This is a genomic window from Pseudomonas sp. LBUM1669, from assembly GCF_059695705.1.
In genome coordinates, this window is sequence record NZ_CP166784.1 from 2636278 (window position 1) to 2654713 (window position 18436).

Here is an 18436-nt window from a genome sequence, read left to right on the forward strand (position 1 = left end):
CGGAAACCGGGTCAACGGACGCGAAATTCTGGAAGGGCGGAAACAACATCGACCAGCAGAGCTGGCCGATGCTTGTGACGGTCGGCCTGACTTAGGCGACCGGCTGACGCCAGTCATCGGAACCCGAAGTACCGGATACTTCGTGGGTCCAGGTGATTTTGCGGTAGGTGAACTGTACTTCTTCCAGGTGGGTGAAGTGCGAGTTCGACGGATCCTGGCAGTTGTGCATTTTGTTGTTGATGGCGACGATGATCGCGTCTTCCAGTTTGGTGGTGTAGTAGTGCTCTTGGGTACCTTGAGCCGAAGTGCGGTACCACTGGATAACGATTTCGCTCATGCGCTCGCCGGAGGTCAGAGCAGCTTGCAGCAGTGGCGAAGCCTTGTCGTAGACCTTGGTGATCACGACTGGCTTGTGAACGCGCTGACCGGTTGGCTGGCCGGACTGTGGGTCACGCGGGATGATCACGTCGTGGCTGAAAGCCTGAACCATGACCTGGTCTTCGTGACCTTCTTGGTAAGTGTTGCCAACCGAGTCGGCGGTGAATGCGCCGGCGGTGATCAGACCTTGTTTTTCGCCAGTGACGGACATGTACGCTGGAGTAGCCATGGATGTGCTCCTTGCTGAATAAAGTGAGGTGCCCGGGAGGCGGTATCGCCCGGTGGGTGCCTGACTGTAATCAAGGTCCGTGCCAGAAACCGTTAAGTCCATATAAATCAAGGTGTTGGGTTTTTTTTTAAAGAGCCGTGAAGATTTTTGTAAGGGGGGGCGCATGAATGTGCGCAAGTTCTTGCGCAGCACTGCGCAAGAACTTGCGCACTTGGCTGGGGAGCCTGGCAGGCCGGGCGATCAGCGATCCTGCAAGCGCATTTGGCGCGAGCAGTGCGCAACTTCTTGCACAGCAAGGCTTTGCGCCATCACTTGAAGGCGTCTGGAACCCGGTGAAACGAATCGACGGGCTGAGTGGTCCATAAAAACAGCGCCGTCGAGCGTCCGAACAACCTGGAAGTGGAGTGTGAACGACATGAAAATCCTGATGGTTTTAACGTCCCACGATCAATTGGGCAACACGGGCAAGAAAACCGGCTTCTGGCTGGAAGAATTCGCCGCGCCGTACTTCGCCTTCAAGGATGCCGGTGCGCAGTTGACCCTGGTTTCGCCCAAGGGTGGCCAGCCGCCGCTGGACCCGAAAAGCGACGAGCCGGACGCACAAACGGCTGCCACTGATCGCTTTCGCAAGGATTCCGCGGCTCAGTCAGCACTGGCTTCCACGGCTGTGCTGAGCACCGCCAGACCTGAGGATTACGACGCCTTGTTTTATCCCGGCGGTCATGGTCCGCTGTGGGATTTGGCCGAAGACAAAATTTCAATCGCTCTGATCGAGGCGTTTATCAAAGCGGGTAAACCGGTCGCGGCGGTCTGCCATGCGCCGGGTGTGCTGCGTCACGTCAAGGGGGCGGATGGCCAGCCGTTGGTCAAAGGCAAGCGGGTGACGGGGTTTACCAACACTGAGGAAGAGGCGGTGCAACTGACGAATGTTGTGCCGTTTCTGGTGGAGGACATGCTGAAGGAGAAGGGCGGTGAGTACTCCAAGGGCGCGGATTGGGCGAGTTATGTGCTCACCGATGGCCTGTTGATCACCGGGCAAAACCCGGCGTCGTCCGAGGCGGCGGCTGAGGCGTTGTTGGCAAAACTGAAGTAAACGCAGGACCTTGTAGGAGCACGGCTTGCCGGCGAAGGCGGTTTTGAAGACGCCTTCGCTGGCAAGCCATGCTCCTACAGTTCAGTGGTGACTAGCGAAGGCTCAACGCGGCAAAACACTGTTCGATCGAGCGCCGCTGCGTTTCGGCGTACAACCCCAATTCATCAATGGTCGGCCGCCCCAGCGCCTGTTCAAACGCCTGCTGGTTCGAATGCACGCCATAATTGACCTGCGCCGCATCCCCCAGGTTCGACTGGAAAATCCCCGCCGCACTAACCGGCAGAAAATCTTCATACACCAACGGTTCGACCCGCAAATACCCGCCGCTGAGCAGGTCGTCCAGGGTCAAGGATTTCAGTTCATCCGCCGCCAGGCCTTTTTCCGTGACGAAATAGCGAAAGTACGCCAGTTCCTGTTGGCGCATGCCTTCATACGTGTCAGGGAATTCTGCAAAGTGCTGCGCCATCAACGTGTTGTAACGTGCGGCATTGGCTTCGTTGGGGAAGTCCTTCAACTCATCACGGGCTGCATTAAGCAGGCGGTCGTAAAGTGCCCGGCCTTTCGGCGTGAGCGCTGCGCCGCGCTGTTCGATTTCGCCGAAGCGTGCGCTGTGGCTGCCGCGTGTCCCGGCTTGGTCGGTGAAGGCAATCGGCTCGTCGAGCGCCTTGAAACTGGTCTGGCGCAGCAGGATCGGGCACTGGCGGCGAGGCGGGCCTTCGATGACCGCTTTGGGCGTGATGCCGTGGGCGGGCATTTGCGCCTGGACGATGTCGATGTCGAGGGTACGCGGCGTCAGGTGATTGATGTGTGGGCCTTTGAACGCGACTACGTCGGCGATCAGGCGATGCTGTGCGCTGAGTTTCTGGTACTGCTCGGCGGTGACCGTGGCGCTGTGGTGCCAGCGGAAGGTTTCCAGCGCCTGCTCGACGAAGTCCTGGGCCTCTTGTTCGGTCAGACCGCCTGCGGTTTCGGCGCGGTCGATCAGGGCAAGGGCTGTCGGGGTGAAGATCTGGCGTTTATCCAGCACCGATTGAGCGAAGGCTCGCAGTTCCAGGTCTTCGATCAGTTCCAGGCGCAGCAGGGAGGTGAACACTCGGAACGGGCTGACTTGCAAGGCGGCTTCGTGCACGGCGCGGAACGCGGTGGAGTGCACCGGTACGCCGGCCGGGGTCAGGTCGTAATAGCCCACGGGTTGCATGCCCATGACCGCGAACAGTCGGGCGAGGGTGGCCAGTTCGTCAGCGGTGCCGACGCGGATTGCGCCGTGACGCTCCAGGTCCAGGCGCTCGATTTCGCCGGTGCTGTTCAGCTGGCGGGCCACCTGCGGATCGCTGTCGAGCACGTGACGGTTGGTCTGCTCCACCAGTTTCATCAACGCGCCGTACAGCGGCACTTCTTCGCGGTACATGTCGGACATCGCTTTGGAAAAGCGTTGGCGGATCAGGTCAGGGCTGACGAAGCTTGGGTGGCTCATGAAAAAAATTCCTGGCGCGGTGACGTGAAGGATGTAGGAAAAGATCGCAGCCTTCTGCAACGCCGACAAACGAAGAATCTTACGGACTTCATTCTGCCAAGGACTGACGCACAACCGATCTGTAGCCGCCCCCTCGCCACAGGGCAGCTACATTGGGGCCGGGATTACAGGTGCGAACGGCTTTCCGAGCGCAGCGATCCGAGGAACTCCCGATACAACCGCGCGGTATTGGCCGGTTGTTCGACCATCGGCATATGGCCAATGTGGTCCCAGATGTCCACGCGCAAATCAGCAATGCCTTTGCTCCAGACGGCCACGCTGCTGACATCGATCAGACGGTCCTTGCGCCCCCACAGCAGCAGCGCCGGGCACTTGATGTCGGGCAGTTTCGGTTCCATCGGCGGGCTGGCGCGAAAGTCGTTGAAGATTTCTTCCAGCTCATCGCGACTCTGTTCATATCGCTGGGCGATGGCGTCCAGCACCACGCCCGGCACCCACGGCGGTTCCGCCATGGTCATGGCGTAGAAGTGCCGGAATTCTTCCCGTGAATGAATCAAAAACGGGTTGTGCCCCTTGGCCAGATGTCGCTCCAGGTCACTGGCCTCGGGGGCCGTGACGCCGGCCGGGTCGATCAGGGCGACGGAGGCAATCCGGTCCGGGTAAGTCGCCGCCAGCCACGCCGCGATGTAACCGCCCATCGAGTTGCCGATCACATGGACTTTTTCGACTCCGCAAACGTCCAGCAGTTGGATCATCCGCTTGGCCTGCAGCGGGATGTCGTAGCCGCCACCGGCCTTGAACCCGGTTTCGCCGTGGCCGGCGATGTCGGGGATGATCACCCGATAGTTGCCGACAAAGTGCCGGGCGAAGCGCAGCCAGATGTTCTTGTCGGCGCTGTAGCCGTGCAGCATCAACACACTGCTGGACGCTTCGTATGGCCCACCTTGCCAGGTCGAGACGGTCATTTCCGTGATCGGTACGACGATTTTGTGCAGGCGATACAGCTTGGCTTCCAGGGCCATGTTCAGGTCATAGAGCCAGTAGCCGATGGCCGGGTAACTCAGCCAGCTCCAGGCCACAAAAACCGCGATAAGGACAACCAACACAAGCATCAGGCATCTTCCTTTTACGTGATCAGGACAAAATGTGGTCTGCGGGTTTCAGCGCCCGGGTCAACCGGTGATAGCTGAAACTGAACCCCGGGAACATGGCGATCACATGACCGCTCTTGCTTTGATACCAACTGTGGCAGCCCCCGGACTTCCAGACGGTGCGCTCCATTTCACGGTGGATCATCTCAGTGTAGGTACGTTCTGCTTCGGGGCGTACTTCGATGCTGCGTAAACCGTGTTCTTTGAGCGTGCGGATGCAGTCGAGGATGTAATTCATCTGGGATTCGATGATGAACAGCGCCGAGGTGTGGCCGATGCCGGTGTTGGGCCCGGTGACGATAAACAGGTTGGGAAAGTCCGGCAGGCTGGTGCCCAGATACGCCCGTGGGTACTGGGCCCAGACGTCTTTGAGCCGGGTGCCGTTTTTACCGGTGACCGGGTAGGAGATCACCCCGTCGGTGGCGTCGTACCCGGTAGACCAGACGATCAGGTCCAGGTCGATGTGCTGACCGTCCTGGGTGACGATGCCGGTTTCGTCGATGGACGCGACGCCTTGCTCGCGGCTGTGCAGCGTCACGTTGCTGCGGCCGAGCGCCGGGTAGAGGGTGCTTGAGACGATCACTCGCTTGCAGCCGATGGTGAAGTCCGGTGTCAGTTTGCGGCGCAATTCGGGGTCGGGCACCTGGCGTTTGAGGAAGCGCAGGGCGTGTTGCTGGACCATACGGATTGCCGGTTTCGAGTATTTGAAGGCAATCACCCGGGTTTCGAACTGCCAGTAGAGCATCCAGCGCAGCAGTTTGTACGCCGGTTTGAGGCCCAGTAGCCAACGCTGGAAAGGCCCGAAGGTGCGGTCGGCCCGTGGCAATACCCAATGCGGCGTGCGCTGGAACACATGCAGGTGTTCGACATCGGGGGCAATGGCCGGAATCACCTGCGCCGCACTGGCGCCGCTGCCGACGATGGCGACGCGTTTGTGCCGGTAGTCGAAGGTGTGATCCCAATTATTGGTGTGAAACGTCTTGCCCTGGAAGCGTTCCAGACCTTCGAAATGAGGCACCACCGGCTGACTCAGCGGCCCCGTCGCGTTGATCAGGAACTGCGCGTAAAACGTGCCTTTGGCACCGGTGTGGACAGCCCAGCGCTGGCCGTCGGCGTCCCATTCGATGTGCTCGACATTGGCTTGCAATTCGACCTTGTCCCGCAGGCCGAAGTGCTCCACTACGTACTGGGTGTAGTGTTGCAGTTCAGCCTGATCGGCGAACATTTGCGTCCAGCGGTAAGGGGCGAAGGACAGCGAATAGAGCGGCGAGGGCACATCGACGGCCGCGCCGGGGTAGGTGTTCTGGCACCAGGTGCCGCCAAAAAAGTCCCGTCGTTCCAGCAGACGAAAATCGTCGATGCCTGCCTTGAGCAAATTGATCGCCGCGCACTGACCGCCAAAACCGCTGCCGATGATCAACACCTGAAAGGTCTGCATGGGCCTCCTTTATCGTTGTTTATCCAACTCTCCCTTCATGTATAGCCCAAACACTGCACACATAACCTGTAGGACCGAGCGCTTGGTTTTCAGGCTGCCCGCCGGTGATGGCTATTTAACGTTGCCCTGATAGACTCCCAGCACACCCGCAACCCTTGTGTGGTCAGGTTCCGTTGTGTGACGCAGAGGCCCTTATGGGAAAAACGGGAGGAAAAGGGCTTTCACTGGCCAGAAGGCTCTATACATCGCGAACCCTGGGCCTGGCCCTGGGGCTGTTGTGCGTAGGCGCGGCGATGTATCCACTCAACCCGGCGCCGTGGGTTTGGGGGCTGATGCTGTTCAATGGCGTGCTCTGGCCACATGTTGCCTATCAATGGGCGCGTCGGGCGAAGGTGCCCTTTCACGCCGAACATCGCAACATCCTGGTCGATGCCTTTCTCGGTGGATTCTGGGTCGCCGCCATGCAGTTCAATCCGCTGCCGAGCGCGGCGACGCTGTCGATGATGGCCATGAACAACGTGGCGATCGGTGGTTTGCGGTTCCTGCTGGTGGGCACGGTCGCGCAGATTCTCGGGATCGGTGTCGGCCTGCTGGTATTCACACCGGCCTTCGTCACGCAAACCAGCCCGTTGCAGCTGTACGCCTGCCTGCCCCTGCTGATCCTGTATCCACTGGCGCTAGGCTGGATCTGCTTTCAACAGGCCACCACCCTGGGCCGCCAAAAACGCGAACTGCTGGCCCTGAGCCGTACCGACAGCCTCACCGGCCTGCTGAACCATGGCGCCTGGAAAGACCAGCTGGAAGTTGAATTCCAGCGTTGCCAACGCCAGCAGCAGGGCGGGGCGATTGCGTTGATCGACATCGATCATTTCAAGACCATCAATGACACCTACGGCCACGTCGCCGGGGACATTGTGCTGCGACAGCTGAGCAAAATGCTCAAGCAGAACCTGCGCGCGACGGATGTGGCGGGGCGCTATGGCGGCGACGAATTCTGCGTGCTCCTCCCGGATTTGCCCCTCGATAGCGCTGCGGCTGCCATGGACGCCTTGCGTGATCGCTTCGCGACCCTGGGCTACGAGCAGAACCCGGCGCTGAAAGTCAGCCTAAGCATTGGCCTGGCGGCATTCGACCCGTCACACACCGACGCCACCCTGTGGCTCAACGATGCCGACCAGGCGCTCTACGAAGCCAAGACCACCGGCCGCAACCGCGTTATCTGCCGCATAGACGGCAAACCCCATCACGAACTGCTCGACCCGGTCTGAGGGCCTGCAAAAGTCCCCTCGCCACAAAAGCTCGCTCCCACCAGTAATCATCGGCCTCAGGTTTGTGTGTGTCGCATTCGGTCTAGAGCCTTGCGTCGCAGTCAGGTAGGGTGTTTTTGCCCTCCGACACGAAACAAGGATCGATTCATGACGCTCAATCTCCCTCGTTCCCTGCTGGCCACCAGCCTTGGCCTGACCCTCGCCCTCAGTACATTCTCCTCTGCAGCCTTTGCCGAACCCCACAAACAAGTCCTCGCCGATTCCGAGCAGTACAAGGGTGAAGCCCTGAAACTGTTGGAGCGGCTGGTAAACATCGACTCCGGTTCCGGCTATGACCCCGGCCTGACACAAGTGCGCGACATCGGCATCGACGAGTTGAAAAAACTCGGCGCCACCATCGAACTCGTGCCCAACACGCCGGACAAAAGCAGCCACGTGATCGCGACTCTCAAAGGCACCGGCAAGGCGAAAATCCTGCTGATGGCGCACATGGACACGGTTTTCAAGGAAGGCTCGGCCGCCGAACGCCCGTTCCACATCAAGGATGGCCGCGCCTACGGGCCGGGCGTGATGGACGACAAGGGCGGCATCGTCGCCGGGATCTACGCACTGAAAGTCCTGAAAAACCTTGACTTCAAGGACTACGCGCAAATCACCTTCCTGCTCGACACCAGCGAAGAAACCGGCTCGGACATCGCCACCGACCTGATCAAGAAAACCGCCAAGGCCCACGACGTGACCCTCAACCTAGAACCGGGCCGCCCAGCGGATGGCCTGGTGGTGTGGCGCAAAGGCAGCGCGACGGCGGTGGTGGAAGTCAAAGGCAAAGCCGCGCATGCCGGTGTTGCACCAGAGCTGGGACGCAACGCGGCGATGGAGGCGGCGCACCAGATTCTGCAGCTCGGCAAACTGGGCGATGCGGAGAAGAAAACCACCATCAACTTCACCGTGATCAAATCGGGCGAGCGCACCAACGTGATTCCGGACCAGGCCACGGCCAAGGCTGACGTGCGGGCGGCGGTGCCGGAAGAGTTCGACCGGATCGAGAAGGACCTGGCGCGGGTATCCAAGGACAAGCTGATTCCTGAAACCGAAGTCACGACCACGCTTCAGCGCGGGTTGCCGCCGATGCCGCAGACGGCGGAATCGGATCGGCTGATGGCTATGGCCCAGGGGATTTACGGCGAGATCGGGCGTAAGTTGACGGAAGAAGGCAGCGGCGGGGCGGCGGATGCCAGTCTCTCGGCCGGTGTGGGCACGCCGACGCTGGATGGGTTCGGGATTGTCGGCGGCAATATTCATACGCCTGAAGAGTACGCGGAGGTGGAGAGTGTGGCGCCGCGGATTTACCTGCTGTCGCGGATGATTATGGAGTTGGCGAAGCACTAAAGCGGCTCGATGGTCCCCTGTGGCGAGGGGGCTTGTCGGATCGCCACAGCGGTTTTTGGTGTTGGTGAAAATCGAGTTCTTACAGCGCGCGTGACTGTCGCGGTGCACCTGCTGCAGCGCTATTCCTTCACACTCATGAACTCTTCCGCCCAACGGATATATTCCTCAGGCTGCGTATAGGTATGAGTCAGTTCGGTAGCGCTCAAATCCGAGGCCTGGGCAAAGATCTGACGCTGTTCGCGCAAGCTGTCGTAAGTCGCCTTGATCGCCGCAAAGTACGCGCCATGACCATCGATGGTCACCCGCACGCCCAGTTCGGCCAGGCGTTTGTCGTCGCGCAGCGCCGGGTTGCCGTAGGTGACCAGCATCAGTGGCACGCTCAGGTGTTCGGCAATCTGTTCGAGGTGATCGAAGTCCCGCACGCCCACCATGCAAATCCCGTCCGCACCGGCCTGCTGATAATGACAGGTGCGGCTGATGACTTCCTGAACCGGCAGGATCCCGGCGTTGGTACGCGCGATGATCGCCATTTCCGAGTCGACCCGGGCTTCCAGGGCTGCGCGAATCTTGCCAACCCCTTCCGCCACGCCAATCAGGTCGGTGGATTTACGGCCGAATTGCGCCGGCAGCAGGGTGTCTTCGATGGTCAGGGCGGCGATGCCGGCGCGTTCCAGTTCGACGATGGTGCGCATCACATTGAGCGCGTTGCCATAGCCGTGGTCGGCGTCGGCGATGACCGGCAATTGAGCAACACGGCCGATGCGCGTGGCCTGTTCGGCGAACTCGCTGAGGGTGATCAAGGCAAAGTCGGGGGCGCCCAGCACCTGCAACGACGCGACCGAGCCACCCAGGATTCCCACTTCAAAACCGAGGTCAGCGGCAATGCGGGCCGACATCGGGTCGAAGACCGACGCCGTGTGATAGCAGGCGTTGGAAGCAAACAGCTCGCGGAAGTTACGGCGTAAATCTTGATGAGAAAGCCTGGACATATGAGTTCCACCAATACAAAGGAATGGAAAGGCTTGAGCAAAGGTGTCAACGCCGAAGGAACAAAAGGCTATCACGCGGACGAGGGGAAGATGATGACGAATTTACAGACCGGCTGGACAACGGCCGTTCACGCCGCCACCGCCTGCTGCTGTTGATTGGGCAGCGGCACTGCCCGCACCGAGTTACCCGGTTGCAGTTGCAGGCGTTTGGCCGTGAGTCGGTCGACGATCAGGCTGTTGCCCACCAGCCTGGCCCGGGCGGTGGTGATGCGGCAGTTTTCCAGGCGGCGGTTGTGGATCAGCCACACCGGGGCCTGCTCGTCAGGCGTGCCGATGGCCAAAACCAGCGGTTGGCTGTCGCGCACGGTGCGGATTTTCGCGACCGGGGCTTCGATCACCGGGCCTGCGTCGAAGATGTCGATGTAACCCTGATGCACAAAACCTTCGGCCTTGAGGATCTTCAACGCCGGTTCGGTATTTGGGTGCGCCTTGCCGATGACAGCCTGGGCCTGTTCGGTGAGCAGGCAAGTGTAAAGCGGCTGGCGCGGCAACAGTTCGGCGATGAACGATTTGCTGCCCAGCCCCGACAGATGATCGGCGTGGCTGAAATCCATCTTGAAGAAGTGCCGGCCCAGGCTGTCCCAGAACGGTGAACAGCCGTGTTCGTCGGCGCTGCCGCGCAGTTCGGCGATGAGCTTGTCGCCGAACAGGTGCGGGAACTCGGCCACGAACAGCAGACGCCCCAGGGACAGCAACCGACCGTTGCTGCCGTGGCGTTGGTCGGGGCGCAGAAACAGCGAGCAGATTTCCGATTGGCCGGTCATTTCATTATTCAGGAACAGCGTCGGAATCTGCCGCTGAATGCCCAGGTCCGGCGACGAACTGACCGTCAGCCCGACCCGATAGTTGTACCAGGGCTCACGCATGCCAACGGCACCGGCCAGCGCACTGATGCCGATCACTTGCTGATCGTCATCTTCCAGCACGAACAGGTAATCGGCATCCGCACGCTCGACCTGCTCGGCGAAGGTCCGTTGGGCCCAGCGCACCCGGTGCACCAGGCGTTCTTCGTTGGCTGGCAGGGTGGTGAAGCCGGGGCCGGCCTGTTGCACCAGATCCATCAAGGCGGGCAGGTCGGTGACGCGAATCGGGCGGACAATCATGATGCAGCTCCTTCTTCGCGCCAGTTCGGGCGCTGTCGTTGGGCACGGGGCCGGGTGATGCTCACAGGGCAATCAGCCGGATCGGGCTGCCATCGGTCACGTTCAGAGCGGCGCACATCTCGGCGCTCAACCCCACCGGTTGCCCGGCCTGGACATTCAGCTCGGCGACGATCGCGCGATAATCCTTCAGCGAATCGTTGCTGACCAGGTAACGGCCGCGCGCATCGATCGGCGAAGTCCGTTGCGCCGTACCGGTCTGACTTTGGGCGATGGAGAGAATGTTCGAGGTGCGCGCGTACAGCGTCGGGCCGCCGTCGAACAGGTCGATGTAGCTGTTGGTTTCAAATCCCTCGCGCTCAAGGATATCGAAGGCCTCCTGGCCATCGGGGTGGATCCGGCCGATGCAGTCCTGTGCAGCCTGGGGCAACATCGGCACGTAGATCGGGTATTGCGGCATCAATTCGGCGAGGAAGGTCCGGCTCTCCAGACCGCAGAGCCGTTCGGCTTCGGCGTAGGGCAAGTCGAAGAAATGCTTGCCCAGCGCATCCCAGAACGGTGACTGCCCTTCATCGCTGCTGAAACCGACGATCTCGGTGATCACCGCTTGCGCAAAACGCTGCGAATGGGCGGCGATGAACAACAGGCGCGCCCGGGACAGCAACTCCGAAAACGCTGTGCGAACCAGCGCCGTGTCGATATGAAAGCCCCGCAGCAAGGTGTGGCCGCTGAGGTCCTGACACAACGACAACGCCGGTACGCCGTGCTCGATGTTCAGCTCTCGGGAGGTGCTGGTGAAGTGACGGTTGCGCAAACTGTAGAACGGTTCGTTGAAGCCGGCGGTGGCAAGGATTTCCGAGCACCCCACCAGACGCCGGGCCGCGAGATCCTCCAGCACGAAGAAATAGTTCTCCGGGCCATGAGCCTTCACGTCTTGGTCGAACGAGGCGCAGGAGTCGAGAATCCTCAGGCGCAGGCGTTCAGTATCGTCCGGCAAGGACGTGACACCGACCAGGCTGTCGCGCGCCAGTTGCTGTAACTGGGGCAGGTCGGTCAACTCGACTGGGCGTAAGACCAGCATGGATGTACTCCTGTATCAAAGGGTTCGGCGCTGTGTGCCGAACCTGACTATCACTGTCGGTTTCCACGCATTAAATCGGCGGTCGCCTGATTTCCTGTCAGACGCCGCTCTTTTTCTTGTCAGCCGTTGCTCGGGTCGGGCAACGCCGTGCTGGCGCCCAGCTTGTTGAGGAAAAACAGATACACCAGGCCCAAGGCAATCCAGATCAGACCGAGTTTTTGTGCATCGACACCCATGTTGTACATGATGGCCGCGACGATGATGAAGCCAATCGCCGGGCAGACCAGGTGACGGATCACCTGGCCGGACTTCTGCCGGCGCCAGTAGTAATTGATGACGGTCAGGTGCAGCAACATGAAACCGCTCAGCGCGCCGAAGTTCACCAGCGAGGTGAGGGTGTCTACCGAGTTGATAAACAGGTAGCAGATCACCAGCGACAGCACGGCCACCAGATAGATGCTCAGGTAAGGGGTGTTGTGTTTCGGGTGAACCTTCGCCAACACTTTCGGCAGCTTGCCATCCCGGGCCATGCCGAACAGCAGGCGCGATACCGCCGCTTGCGACGTGATGGCGACCGCCACGCCCCAGGCCAGGGCCGTGGCCACGCCGGTCAGGGTTGCCAGCCAGCTGCCGGCGGCGATTTCGGCGATTTCATAGAACGCGGTGTCGGCGGAGGTGAAGCCCATGCCGGCCGCCAAATCAGTGGCAATCCAGGTTTGCACGACGAAGATCACGCCCATCACCAGCAGCGTAATCAGCGCTGCCTTGCCGACGCTGCGCCCCGGGTCGCCCTTGATCTCTTCGGCGAGGGTGGAGATCGCATCGAAACCGAGGAAGGACAGCACCGCAATCGACACGGCTTGCATCAATAGGGCGAAATTGAAGGTGTCCGGGTTATACAACGGCGCCAGGGTCAGTTGACCGTTGCCGCCGCCGCTGTGCAGCGCATTCCAGGCGTAGAACAGGAAGATCCCCAGCACCACCAGTTGCGCCAGCAGAAAGACAATGTTCATGCGGGCGGTGAAGGTGATGCCCCGCAGATTGACGAAGGTCGCGCTGACCAGAAACGCCAGGATAAAACCGACTTTGGGAATGTCCGGGTAAAGGTGATTCAGCGCCATGGCCGCGTACACGTAGAGCAGCGGCGGAATCAGCAGGTAATCGAGCAGCATCAGCCAACCGGCGATAAACCCGACGTGCGGGTTGAGGCCGCGTTGCGCGTAGGAATACACCGAGCCGGCAATCGGAAAGGCCCGCGCCATGCTGCCGTAACTCAGGGCGGTGAACAGCATCGCCACCATGCCGATGATGTAGGCCAGCGGCACCATCCCGGGCGCTTCGGCGTTGACGTAACCGTATACCCCGAACGGGGCGATGGGGATCATGAAGATCATCCCGTACACCACCAGGTCGGTCAGCGACAGGCTACGTTTCAACTCTTGCTTGTAGCCGAATTCTTCTATTTCCATGAAGCCCTACTCCTTGGGATGAAAGCAGCTGCACGCTGCGGGTTTGACACGATTTTTTATAACAGCGGAGCCAGATAACCTGCCCAACGACTGACGTTTTCAGGGCTGCGCAACAGGTCGTTGCGCACCTCGATCAACACCGATTCGAGTCCTCGTGCATCGCCATGGACCGGCACGGTCATGTCGCCCAGCGGGTTGATTTTGTACGGCTCATTACCGGCGACCTTCAAGGGATGCTGGCTCAACCCGTCAATCAATCGTTGGGCGTAGCCCTTGGCTTCGCCAAACAGCACGCCGACTTCCAGCGCGCGGGGCTGGCCATGGTAAACCGGTGTGAAGCTGTGAATGCCGACCACCCGGACCGGTCGCCCTTGGGCGATACGTTGGTCGATCAAGGTTTGCAGCCGGGCATGAAACGGTTTGAACAGGCATTCGCGGCGGTACTCGCGCGCGGCCTCGTCCAGATCCTGATTGCCCGGTATCTGATACATCTCGCTCTGCGACGGAATGCTGTCCGGGGCATGGCGCGGGCGGTTGAGGTCAATCAAGAGTCGCGAGTAATTGGCCGCCAGCAACGTCGCCCCCAGTGCCTGGGACAAACCTTCAGCCAGCGCCAGCGCGCCAATGTCCCAGGCGATATGCTCGCGAGCCGCGTCGTGACTCAAACCCAGGTCATTCAAACCGGGTGGAATAAAACGGCTGGCGTGTTCGCACACCAGAATCAACGGGTGCGCTGAGTCTTCGCGACTCAGGGTGTACGCGGGCTCGGTAAAAAGACCGAGTTCAGCGGATTCAGTACAGGCGTGCATAGTGCTCACAGCGTTCGGCGGGCGACAGCTGTTCCGTCAGCGTCAACTCCTCGGTTTTAAGGGCGAACCAGGTGTCCATCAACGCGCTCGGCAGGGCTTCGATCAGCGCCTCGCTGTTGCGCAGGCACTCGAGCGCCTGGGCAAGGGACGCGGGCAGGGCGACGATGCCACGGGCCTGGCGTTGTTCTTCGTTCAGGGAGTCGGGGATTTCATCGGTGATCGCGTTCAAGGCCAGGCGTTGCTCGATGCCCAGGCGACCGGCGATCAGCAGTGCGGCCATGGCCAGGTGCGGCGACGCCGTGGCATCCATGGCGCGAAATTCCAGGTTGTATTGCGCCGCCACCGATTTTCCGCCCAGGCTCACGGTCGGGCAGATCCGCAGCGCCGCTTCGCGGTTGCGTTGGCCGAGGCAGGCGTAGGACGCGCTCCAGTGATGCGGCTGCAAGCGTTCGTAGGACACCGGTGTCGGTGCGGTAAACGCGCACAGCGCCGACAAGTAATGCAGGATGCCGGCGGCCCAGTGCTGGCCGAGGGTCGACAGGCCATTGATCGTGCCGGCGTCGTACATCAGCGGTTGGCCGTCCAGGTCCAGCAGGCTGACATGCAGATGGACGCCGTTGCACACGGCATGCTCGGACGTCTTCGGCGCAAAGCTCACGTCCAGGTCCATCTGCCGGGCGATCTCGCGGGTGATTTCACGCACGTTCACCGCACGGTCCGCCGCCGCCACACCGAGAGCAGGGCGGCAGGTGATTTCGTATTGATGCTTGCCGTATTCGGGCAGGAACATTTCCGGCTCGACACCGCCAGCGCGCAGGGCGCTGAGCAGCCAGCCACCGAACTCGGCGCCCTGGCGCTGAGCCTCAAGAGAGAACGCCAACTGATCGGCCGCGTCGATGCTCAGGTTGAACTCGTGTTCGAACGCGGCGTTGACCTGCAAACCGAGCTCGGCGCGATAACGCTCCACTTCATTGCGCAACAACGTGCGTGGACAGGCGCCCCACGGGCGGCCATCGGTATCGTGAATGTCGCTGTGGATGAAGTCCAGCGCCGGAGCCGTGGCATCCGGGCCATTGCTGACCGTCACCCGGCTGCTCAGATCGGGAATCAGGCGCAAATCGCCATAAGCGCCCCACGGGTTGGTGGAGGCGATGATGTCTTGCGGGGTCAGGGTGCTGTTGGCCGGCACCCAGCCGCAGCCCGTCGCCAGGTAATGTTCGAGTTCGTCGGTCGGGAACGAGCGGCCACGGGTCACGCCGATCAGGTCGGTGGTGACGAGGGTGGTCATGGGCAGGGGCGACAGGCGTTCGCTCATGGTTGCATCTCCTGCAACCGGCCGAGCACGGTCTGGGTGTCGGTGATCCAGCAGTAACCCTTGATCGCGTTCAGGCAGGCTTGATGACGCTCCGGCGTGTAGGTCGCACAGGCATCCTCCACCAGCGTCACCAGGTAGCCACGGTCGGCGGCATCACGCACCGCCATGTCCACGCACTGGTCGGTGACGATGCCGGCGATGATCAGGTGCCGCGTTTCAAGGTTGCGCAGCACGTAGTCGATGTTGGTGGAATTGAAGACCCCGGAGGAGGTCTTGGGCAGAACGATTTCGTTTTCTGTCGGCGTCAGGTCGTCGATGATCCGCGCCGGGGGGCTGCCCTTGGGCAAGTGCATGTCCGAGAGTTTGTGGTCCAGCGAGCGGTCGCGGCCATCGGCGGTCAGGCTTTCGATGATCGTGTGCAGCACGTTTTGCCGCACGCTGCGAAAGGCACTGAGCAATCGGCGTTGATTGGGCACCACCTGCATGTGGGTGCGGGTCAGGAAGTACTCGCCGTCCGGTCCGTTGAGGTGCGGGTCGAACTGCGGTTCGAGCCAGGCACGCTGCATGTCCACCAGCAACAGCGCGGTGTGATCGGCAGTGAACGGCAAGTCCCGGGGCGAGTGGTGGGGGAACGTGAACATCCTTATTTATCCTCCAGCAGGTGGGTGTCGAAATCGGTTCGCAGGGCATCGATGCCTTCCAGGCGATCGGCCAGCTCCGGGCTGCGCAGGGTCAGGCAGGCAATCAGCGCCTCGACCTGGGCCAGCGCCGGGACCATGGTGTCGAAGGCCGACACCGATTCCACCGGCGCACTGATAATCAGGTCGGCCATTTCCCGCAGCGGTGAAGCATAGATGTCCGTGAACAACACCACCCGGGCGTATCGACTTTTCGCCGCATTGGCCACGCGCAGGGCTTGTGACTGATAGCGGCGATAGTCGAACACCAGCACCACGTCCTGACGCTGCACGTCGAACAGCCGGTCCGGCAGTTGCGCGTTGTCTTCCAGGGCGAAACAGCCAGGGCGCAGCAGGCGCAAATGGTTGAGCAGATAACTGGCGAGGAAACTGCTGAAGCGCCCGCCAAAGCAGTGAACCTGATGGCGGGTTTCGAGCAGCCACTCCACCAGAATTCGCACATCCTCAGGTTGGGTCAGCGCATGGGTGTCCACCAGCCCCCGATGAGCGTCCGCCAGATAATGGCTCCAGGCGTCGCCTTTCTGATGAGAGCGAAGCTGCAACAAGGCGCTGGGGGAGCGGAGGCGGTGATCCATGTCGCTGAGCAGGGAATCCTGGAAATCGGCATAACCGCCGAAACCCAGTTTTTTCACCATCCGCACAATGGTGGGGTCGCTGACACCGGCATGTTCGGCCAAGCGTGACATCGGTCCCAGTCCGTTACGCGGGTACTGGTCCAGCAAGGCACGGATGACTTTGCGTTCTGCCGGCGTAAGGTCCAGGCCGGGATCGGTGATCAGGTCTCTGAGAGAGGGCATCCGGGCTCCTGCTGGATGGGTATGTCGGTTTTGTTTCATAAATCGCTAAAACAGTATTTATGTAGCGCATGCTACATGTCTAGTGAATTTTTCCGTGGTTTTTCCAGGCCCCAAAATGGGGCGAAAAGCCCGTGCGCTGAGGGCTACGAGGAAGTCGACTGGATTTGTAGTCCATCGCCCATAAGGTTGTCGGAGATTGCCGAATTTCAACCATTCAACTTGCCTGTGTCCCGTGATTGCTGGTTCAAAGGAAACGCCCTGGATCGCGCTTCTTGGGGCACAATTGCGTCATTATCTGCGGCATCGTGCCGTTTTCCATTTCATCGACAGGGTGATAAACCGTGCAGGACACTCGTTTGACCCTGATGTGCCACGCTCGAACCGTCGCACAAAAATTGGCGCGTTTTCCTACAAATGAGCCGTTGGAGTTTTATGACCAATCGGCCAAGGGTTCGCGTAGCGGCCAGTTCGAGGGGGTTCCACGCTTGCTTTGTGGGCCGGAGTTACGGACGCAGCAGACGGCCGAATTGTTTGGCAATGACGTTGAAATCGTCTCGGCACTGAGGGATTGCGACTTCGGACGGTGGAGCGGGGTTCGGATCAATGACCTGCAAAAGTCCGAGCCCGTGGCGCTGCAGGCCTGGTGCGATGACCCGACATCGGCGCCCCATGGCGGTGAGTCGGTTGCGCAACTCGCTGAGCGCGTGGCGCAGTGGCTCCAGTCCCTTGAGGCAACACCGGGGCATTTCCTTGCCATCACCCATCCCTTTGTCATTCGCGCGGCACTTACGCAGGTGTTGCAGGCCAAGGCATTCAACCTGATTGACGTCGAACCGTTGTCGGCCATCGAGTTGCGGTTCACCGGCCGCTGGCGCCTGCGTTTGCTTGAAGGAGCAATGTGATGAAAAAGCTTCTGGTCATCGGCATCGGCGCCGGCAACCCCGAGTACATCACGATGCAGGCCGTGAAGGCACTGAACCTCGTCGACGTGTTTTTCCTGATGGACAAGGGCCAGAGCAAAGACAAATTGATCGACCTGCGCCGTGAGATTTGCGAGCGCTACATCACCGATCGCGACTACCGCTTCGTCGAAGCCCACAGCCCGGAGCGCGAGCGCGGGGAGGTGGACTACAAGACCAGTGTCGACGATCTGAACCTCGCCAAGCAGCAGACTTTCGAGCGGCTGATCAATGAGGAACTGTCCGACGGCCTGTGCGGCGGTTTTCTGGTGTGGGGCGATCCAGCGTTGTACGACAGCACCCTGCGGATTTTGCAGGCGATCCTGGCTTCGGGCCGCTGTGCGTTCGAGTATGAGGTAATCCCCGGTATCACCAGCGTTCAGGCGCTGGCGGCGCAGCACAAAGTGCCACTGAATCGCATTGGCCGCTCGATTGAAATCACCACCGGCCGTCGGCTGGCGGCGGGGCAGGTGAGCGATGCCGACAGCTTGGTGGTGATGCTCGATGCCGAAGATTCCTACCATCAGGTGGCGGATCAGGAGACGGAGATTTATTGGGGGGCTTACCTGGGGACGCCGGATGAGGTTTTGATCAGCGGCAAGCTCAAGGACGTGGCGCCGGAGATTGAGCGGGTACGCAAGGCGGCGCGGGTGGCGAATGGGTGGATTATGGATACCTACCTGTTGCGTAAGCCCTGAGGACAGCGGTGTCTGGGCTGACGTCTTCGCTACGGGTATTG

Annotated in this window: 17 protein-coding genes; 5 read left to right on the plus strand and 12 right to left on the minus strand. The window is 60.7% G+C overall.

Translation table 11 applies throughout. From position 1 onward, the window contains the following. Positions 1-91: 91 nt before the first annotated feature. Positions 92-607: an Hcp family type VI secretion system effector gene (locus tag ACA051_RS12270; protein ID WP_054051032.1), complete on the minus strand. Its 516-nt coding sequence runs from the start codon at positions 605-607 to the stop codon at positions 92-94. 415 nt (positions 608-1022) lie between these two features. Between ACA051_RS12270 and ACA051_RS12275 the strand changes: the two genes are divergently transcribed. Then, positions 1023-1700 (plus strand): type 1 glutamine amidotransferase domain-containing protein, encoded by a 678-nt coding sequence (locus ACA051_RS12275; protein ID WP_497374950.1) that lies wholly within the window; start codon positions 1023-1025, stop codon positions 1698-1700. A gap of 91 nt (positions 1701-1791) precedes the next feature. On the opposite strand, the gene hglS is transcribed toward ACA051_RS12275, so the two are convergent. From hglS to ACA051_RS12290, 3 genes are all read right to left on the minus strand, one after another. Beyond that, a complete protein-coding gene (hglS, locus tag ACA051_RS12280) occupies positions 1792-3174 on the minus strand; it encodes a 2-oxoadipate dioxygenase/decarboxylase HglS (protein WP_497374952.1) in 1383 nt (460 codons plus the stop codon). A 164-nt stretch (positions 3175-3338) separates the two neighbouring features. Then, positions 3339-4286, minus strand: coding sequence for an alpha/beta fold hydrolase (locus ACA051_RS12285; RefSeq protein ID WP_497310037.1), 948 nt, complete (start codon positions 4284-4286; stop codon positions 3339-3341). 22 nt (positions 4287-4308) lie between these two features. Next, entirely contained in the window at positions 4309-5763 is a 1455-nt protein-coding gene (locus ACA051_RS12290; RefSeq protein ID WP_497374954.1) for a flavin-containing monooxygenase, read from the minus strand. A 194-nt stretch (positions 5764-5957) separates the two neighbouring features. Here ACA051_RS12290 and ACA051_RS12295 point away from each other — a divergent pair, with 194 nt between their 5' ends. Both ACA051_RS12295 and ACA051_RS12300 read left to right on the plus strand, forming a co-directional pair. Beyond that, positions 5958-7031: a diguanylate cyclase gene (locus ACA051_RS12295; RefSeq protein WP_497310039.1), complete on the plus strand. Its 1074-nt coding sequence runs from the start codon at positions 5958-5960 to the stop codon at positions 7029-7031. 147 nt (positions 7032-7178) lie between these two features. Beyond that, positions 7179-8420 (plus strand): M20/M25/M40 family metallo-hydrolase, encoded by a 1242-nt coding sequence (locus ACA051_RS12300; protein WP_497374956.1) that lies wholly within the window; start codon positions 7179-7181, stop codon positions 8418-8420. 119 nt (positions 8421-8539) lie between these two features. On the opposite strand, the gene ACA051_RS12305 is transcribed toward ACA051_RS12300, so the two are convergent. The 8 genes from ACA051_RS12305 to ACA051_RS12340 all read right to left on the minus strand — a co-directional run bounded on the left by ACA051_RS12305 (position 8540) and on the right by ACA051_RS12340 (position 16738). Then, positions 8540-9409, minus strand: coding sequence for an isocitrate lyase/PEP mutase family protein (locus ACA051_RS12305; protein WP_497310041.1), 870 nt, complete (start codon positions 9407-9409; stop codon positions 8540-8542). 128 nt (positions 9410-9537) lie between these two features. After that, entirely contained in the window at positions 9538-10572 is a 1035-nt protein-coding gene (astA, locus tag ACA051_RS12310) for an arginine N-succinyltransferase (protein ID WP_497374958.1), read from the minus strand. A gap of 61 nt (positions 10573-10633) precedes the next feature. Then, positions 10634-11650 carry an arginine N-succinyltransferase gene (locus ACA051_RS12315; protein ID WP_497310043.1) on the minus strand — a complete coding sequence of 339 codons (1017 nt, stop codon included), beginning with the start codon at positions 11648-11650 and terminating at the stop codon, positions 10634-10636. Between the two features lie 119 nt (positions 11651-11769). After that, the gene (locus tag ACA051_RS12320; protein ID WP_497310044.1) at positions 11770-13119 is read right to left on the minus strand and encodes an APC family permease; all 1350 of its coding nucleotides are present in this window, start codon (positions 13117-13119) and stop codon (positions 11770-11772) included. 56 nt (positions 13120-13175) lie between these two features. Next, complete coding sequence (locus ACA051_RS12325) at positions 13176-13928, minus strand: N-formylglutamate amidohydrolase (protein ID WP_497374960.1); 753 nt, start codon at positions 13926-13928, stop codon at positions 13176-13178. Next, complete coding sequence (locus ACA051_RS12330; protein ID WP_497374962.1) at positions 13912-15243, minus strand: glutamine synthetase family protein; 1332 nt, start codon at positions 15241-15243, stop codon at positions 13912-13914. Before ACA051_RS12330 ends, ACA051_RS12325 begins: the two co-directional genes overlap by 17 nt. Next, the gene (locus ACA051_RS12335; protein WP_497310047.1) at positions 15240-15884 is read right to left on the minus strand and encodes a cysteine hydrolase family protein; all 645 of its coding nucleotides are present in this window, start codon (positions 15882-15884) and stop codon (positions 15240-15242) included. The genes ACA051_RS12330 and ACA051_RS12335 overlap by 4 nt, the downstream gene beginning before the upstream one ends. A gap of 2 nt (positions 15885-15886) precedes the next feature. Beyond that, positions 15887-16738, minus strand: coding sequence for a MurR/RpiR family transcriptional regulator (locus tag ACA051_RS12340; protein ID WP_497310048.1), 852 nt, complete (start codon positions 16736-16738; stop codon positions 15887-15889). Between the two features lie 341 nt (positions 16739-17079). On the opposite strand from ACA051_RS12340, the gene ACA051_RS12345 reads away from it, so the two are divergent. Both ACA051_RS12345 and cobF read left to right on the plus strand, forming a co-directional pair. Beyond that, a complete protein-coding gene (locus ACA051_RS12345; protein ID WP_497374964.1) occupies positions 17080-17640 on the plus strand; it encodes a histidine phosphatase family protein in 561 nt (186 codons plus the stop codon). Next, complete coding sequence (gene cobF, locus ACA051_RS12350) at positions 17640-18395, plus strand: precorrin-6A synthase (deacetylating) (RefSeq protein ID WP_497374966.1); 756 nt, start codon at positions 17640-17642, stop codon at positions 18393-18395. The genes ACA051_RS12345 and cobF overlap by 1 nt, the downstream gene beginning before the upstream one ends. Positions 18396-18436: the final 41 nt, after the last annotated feature.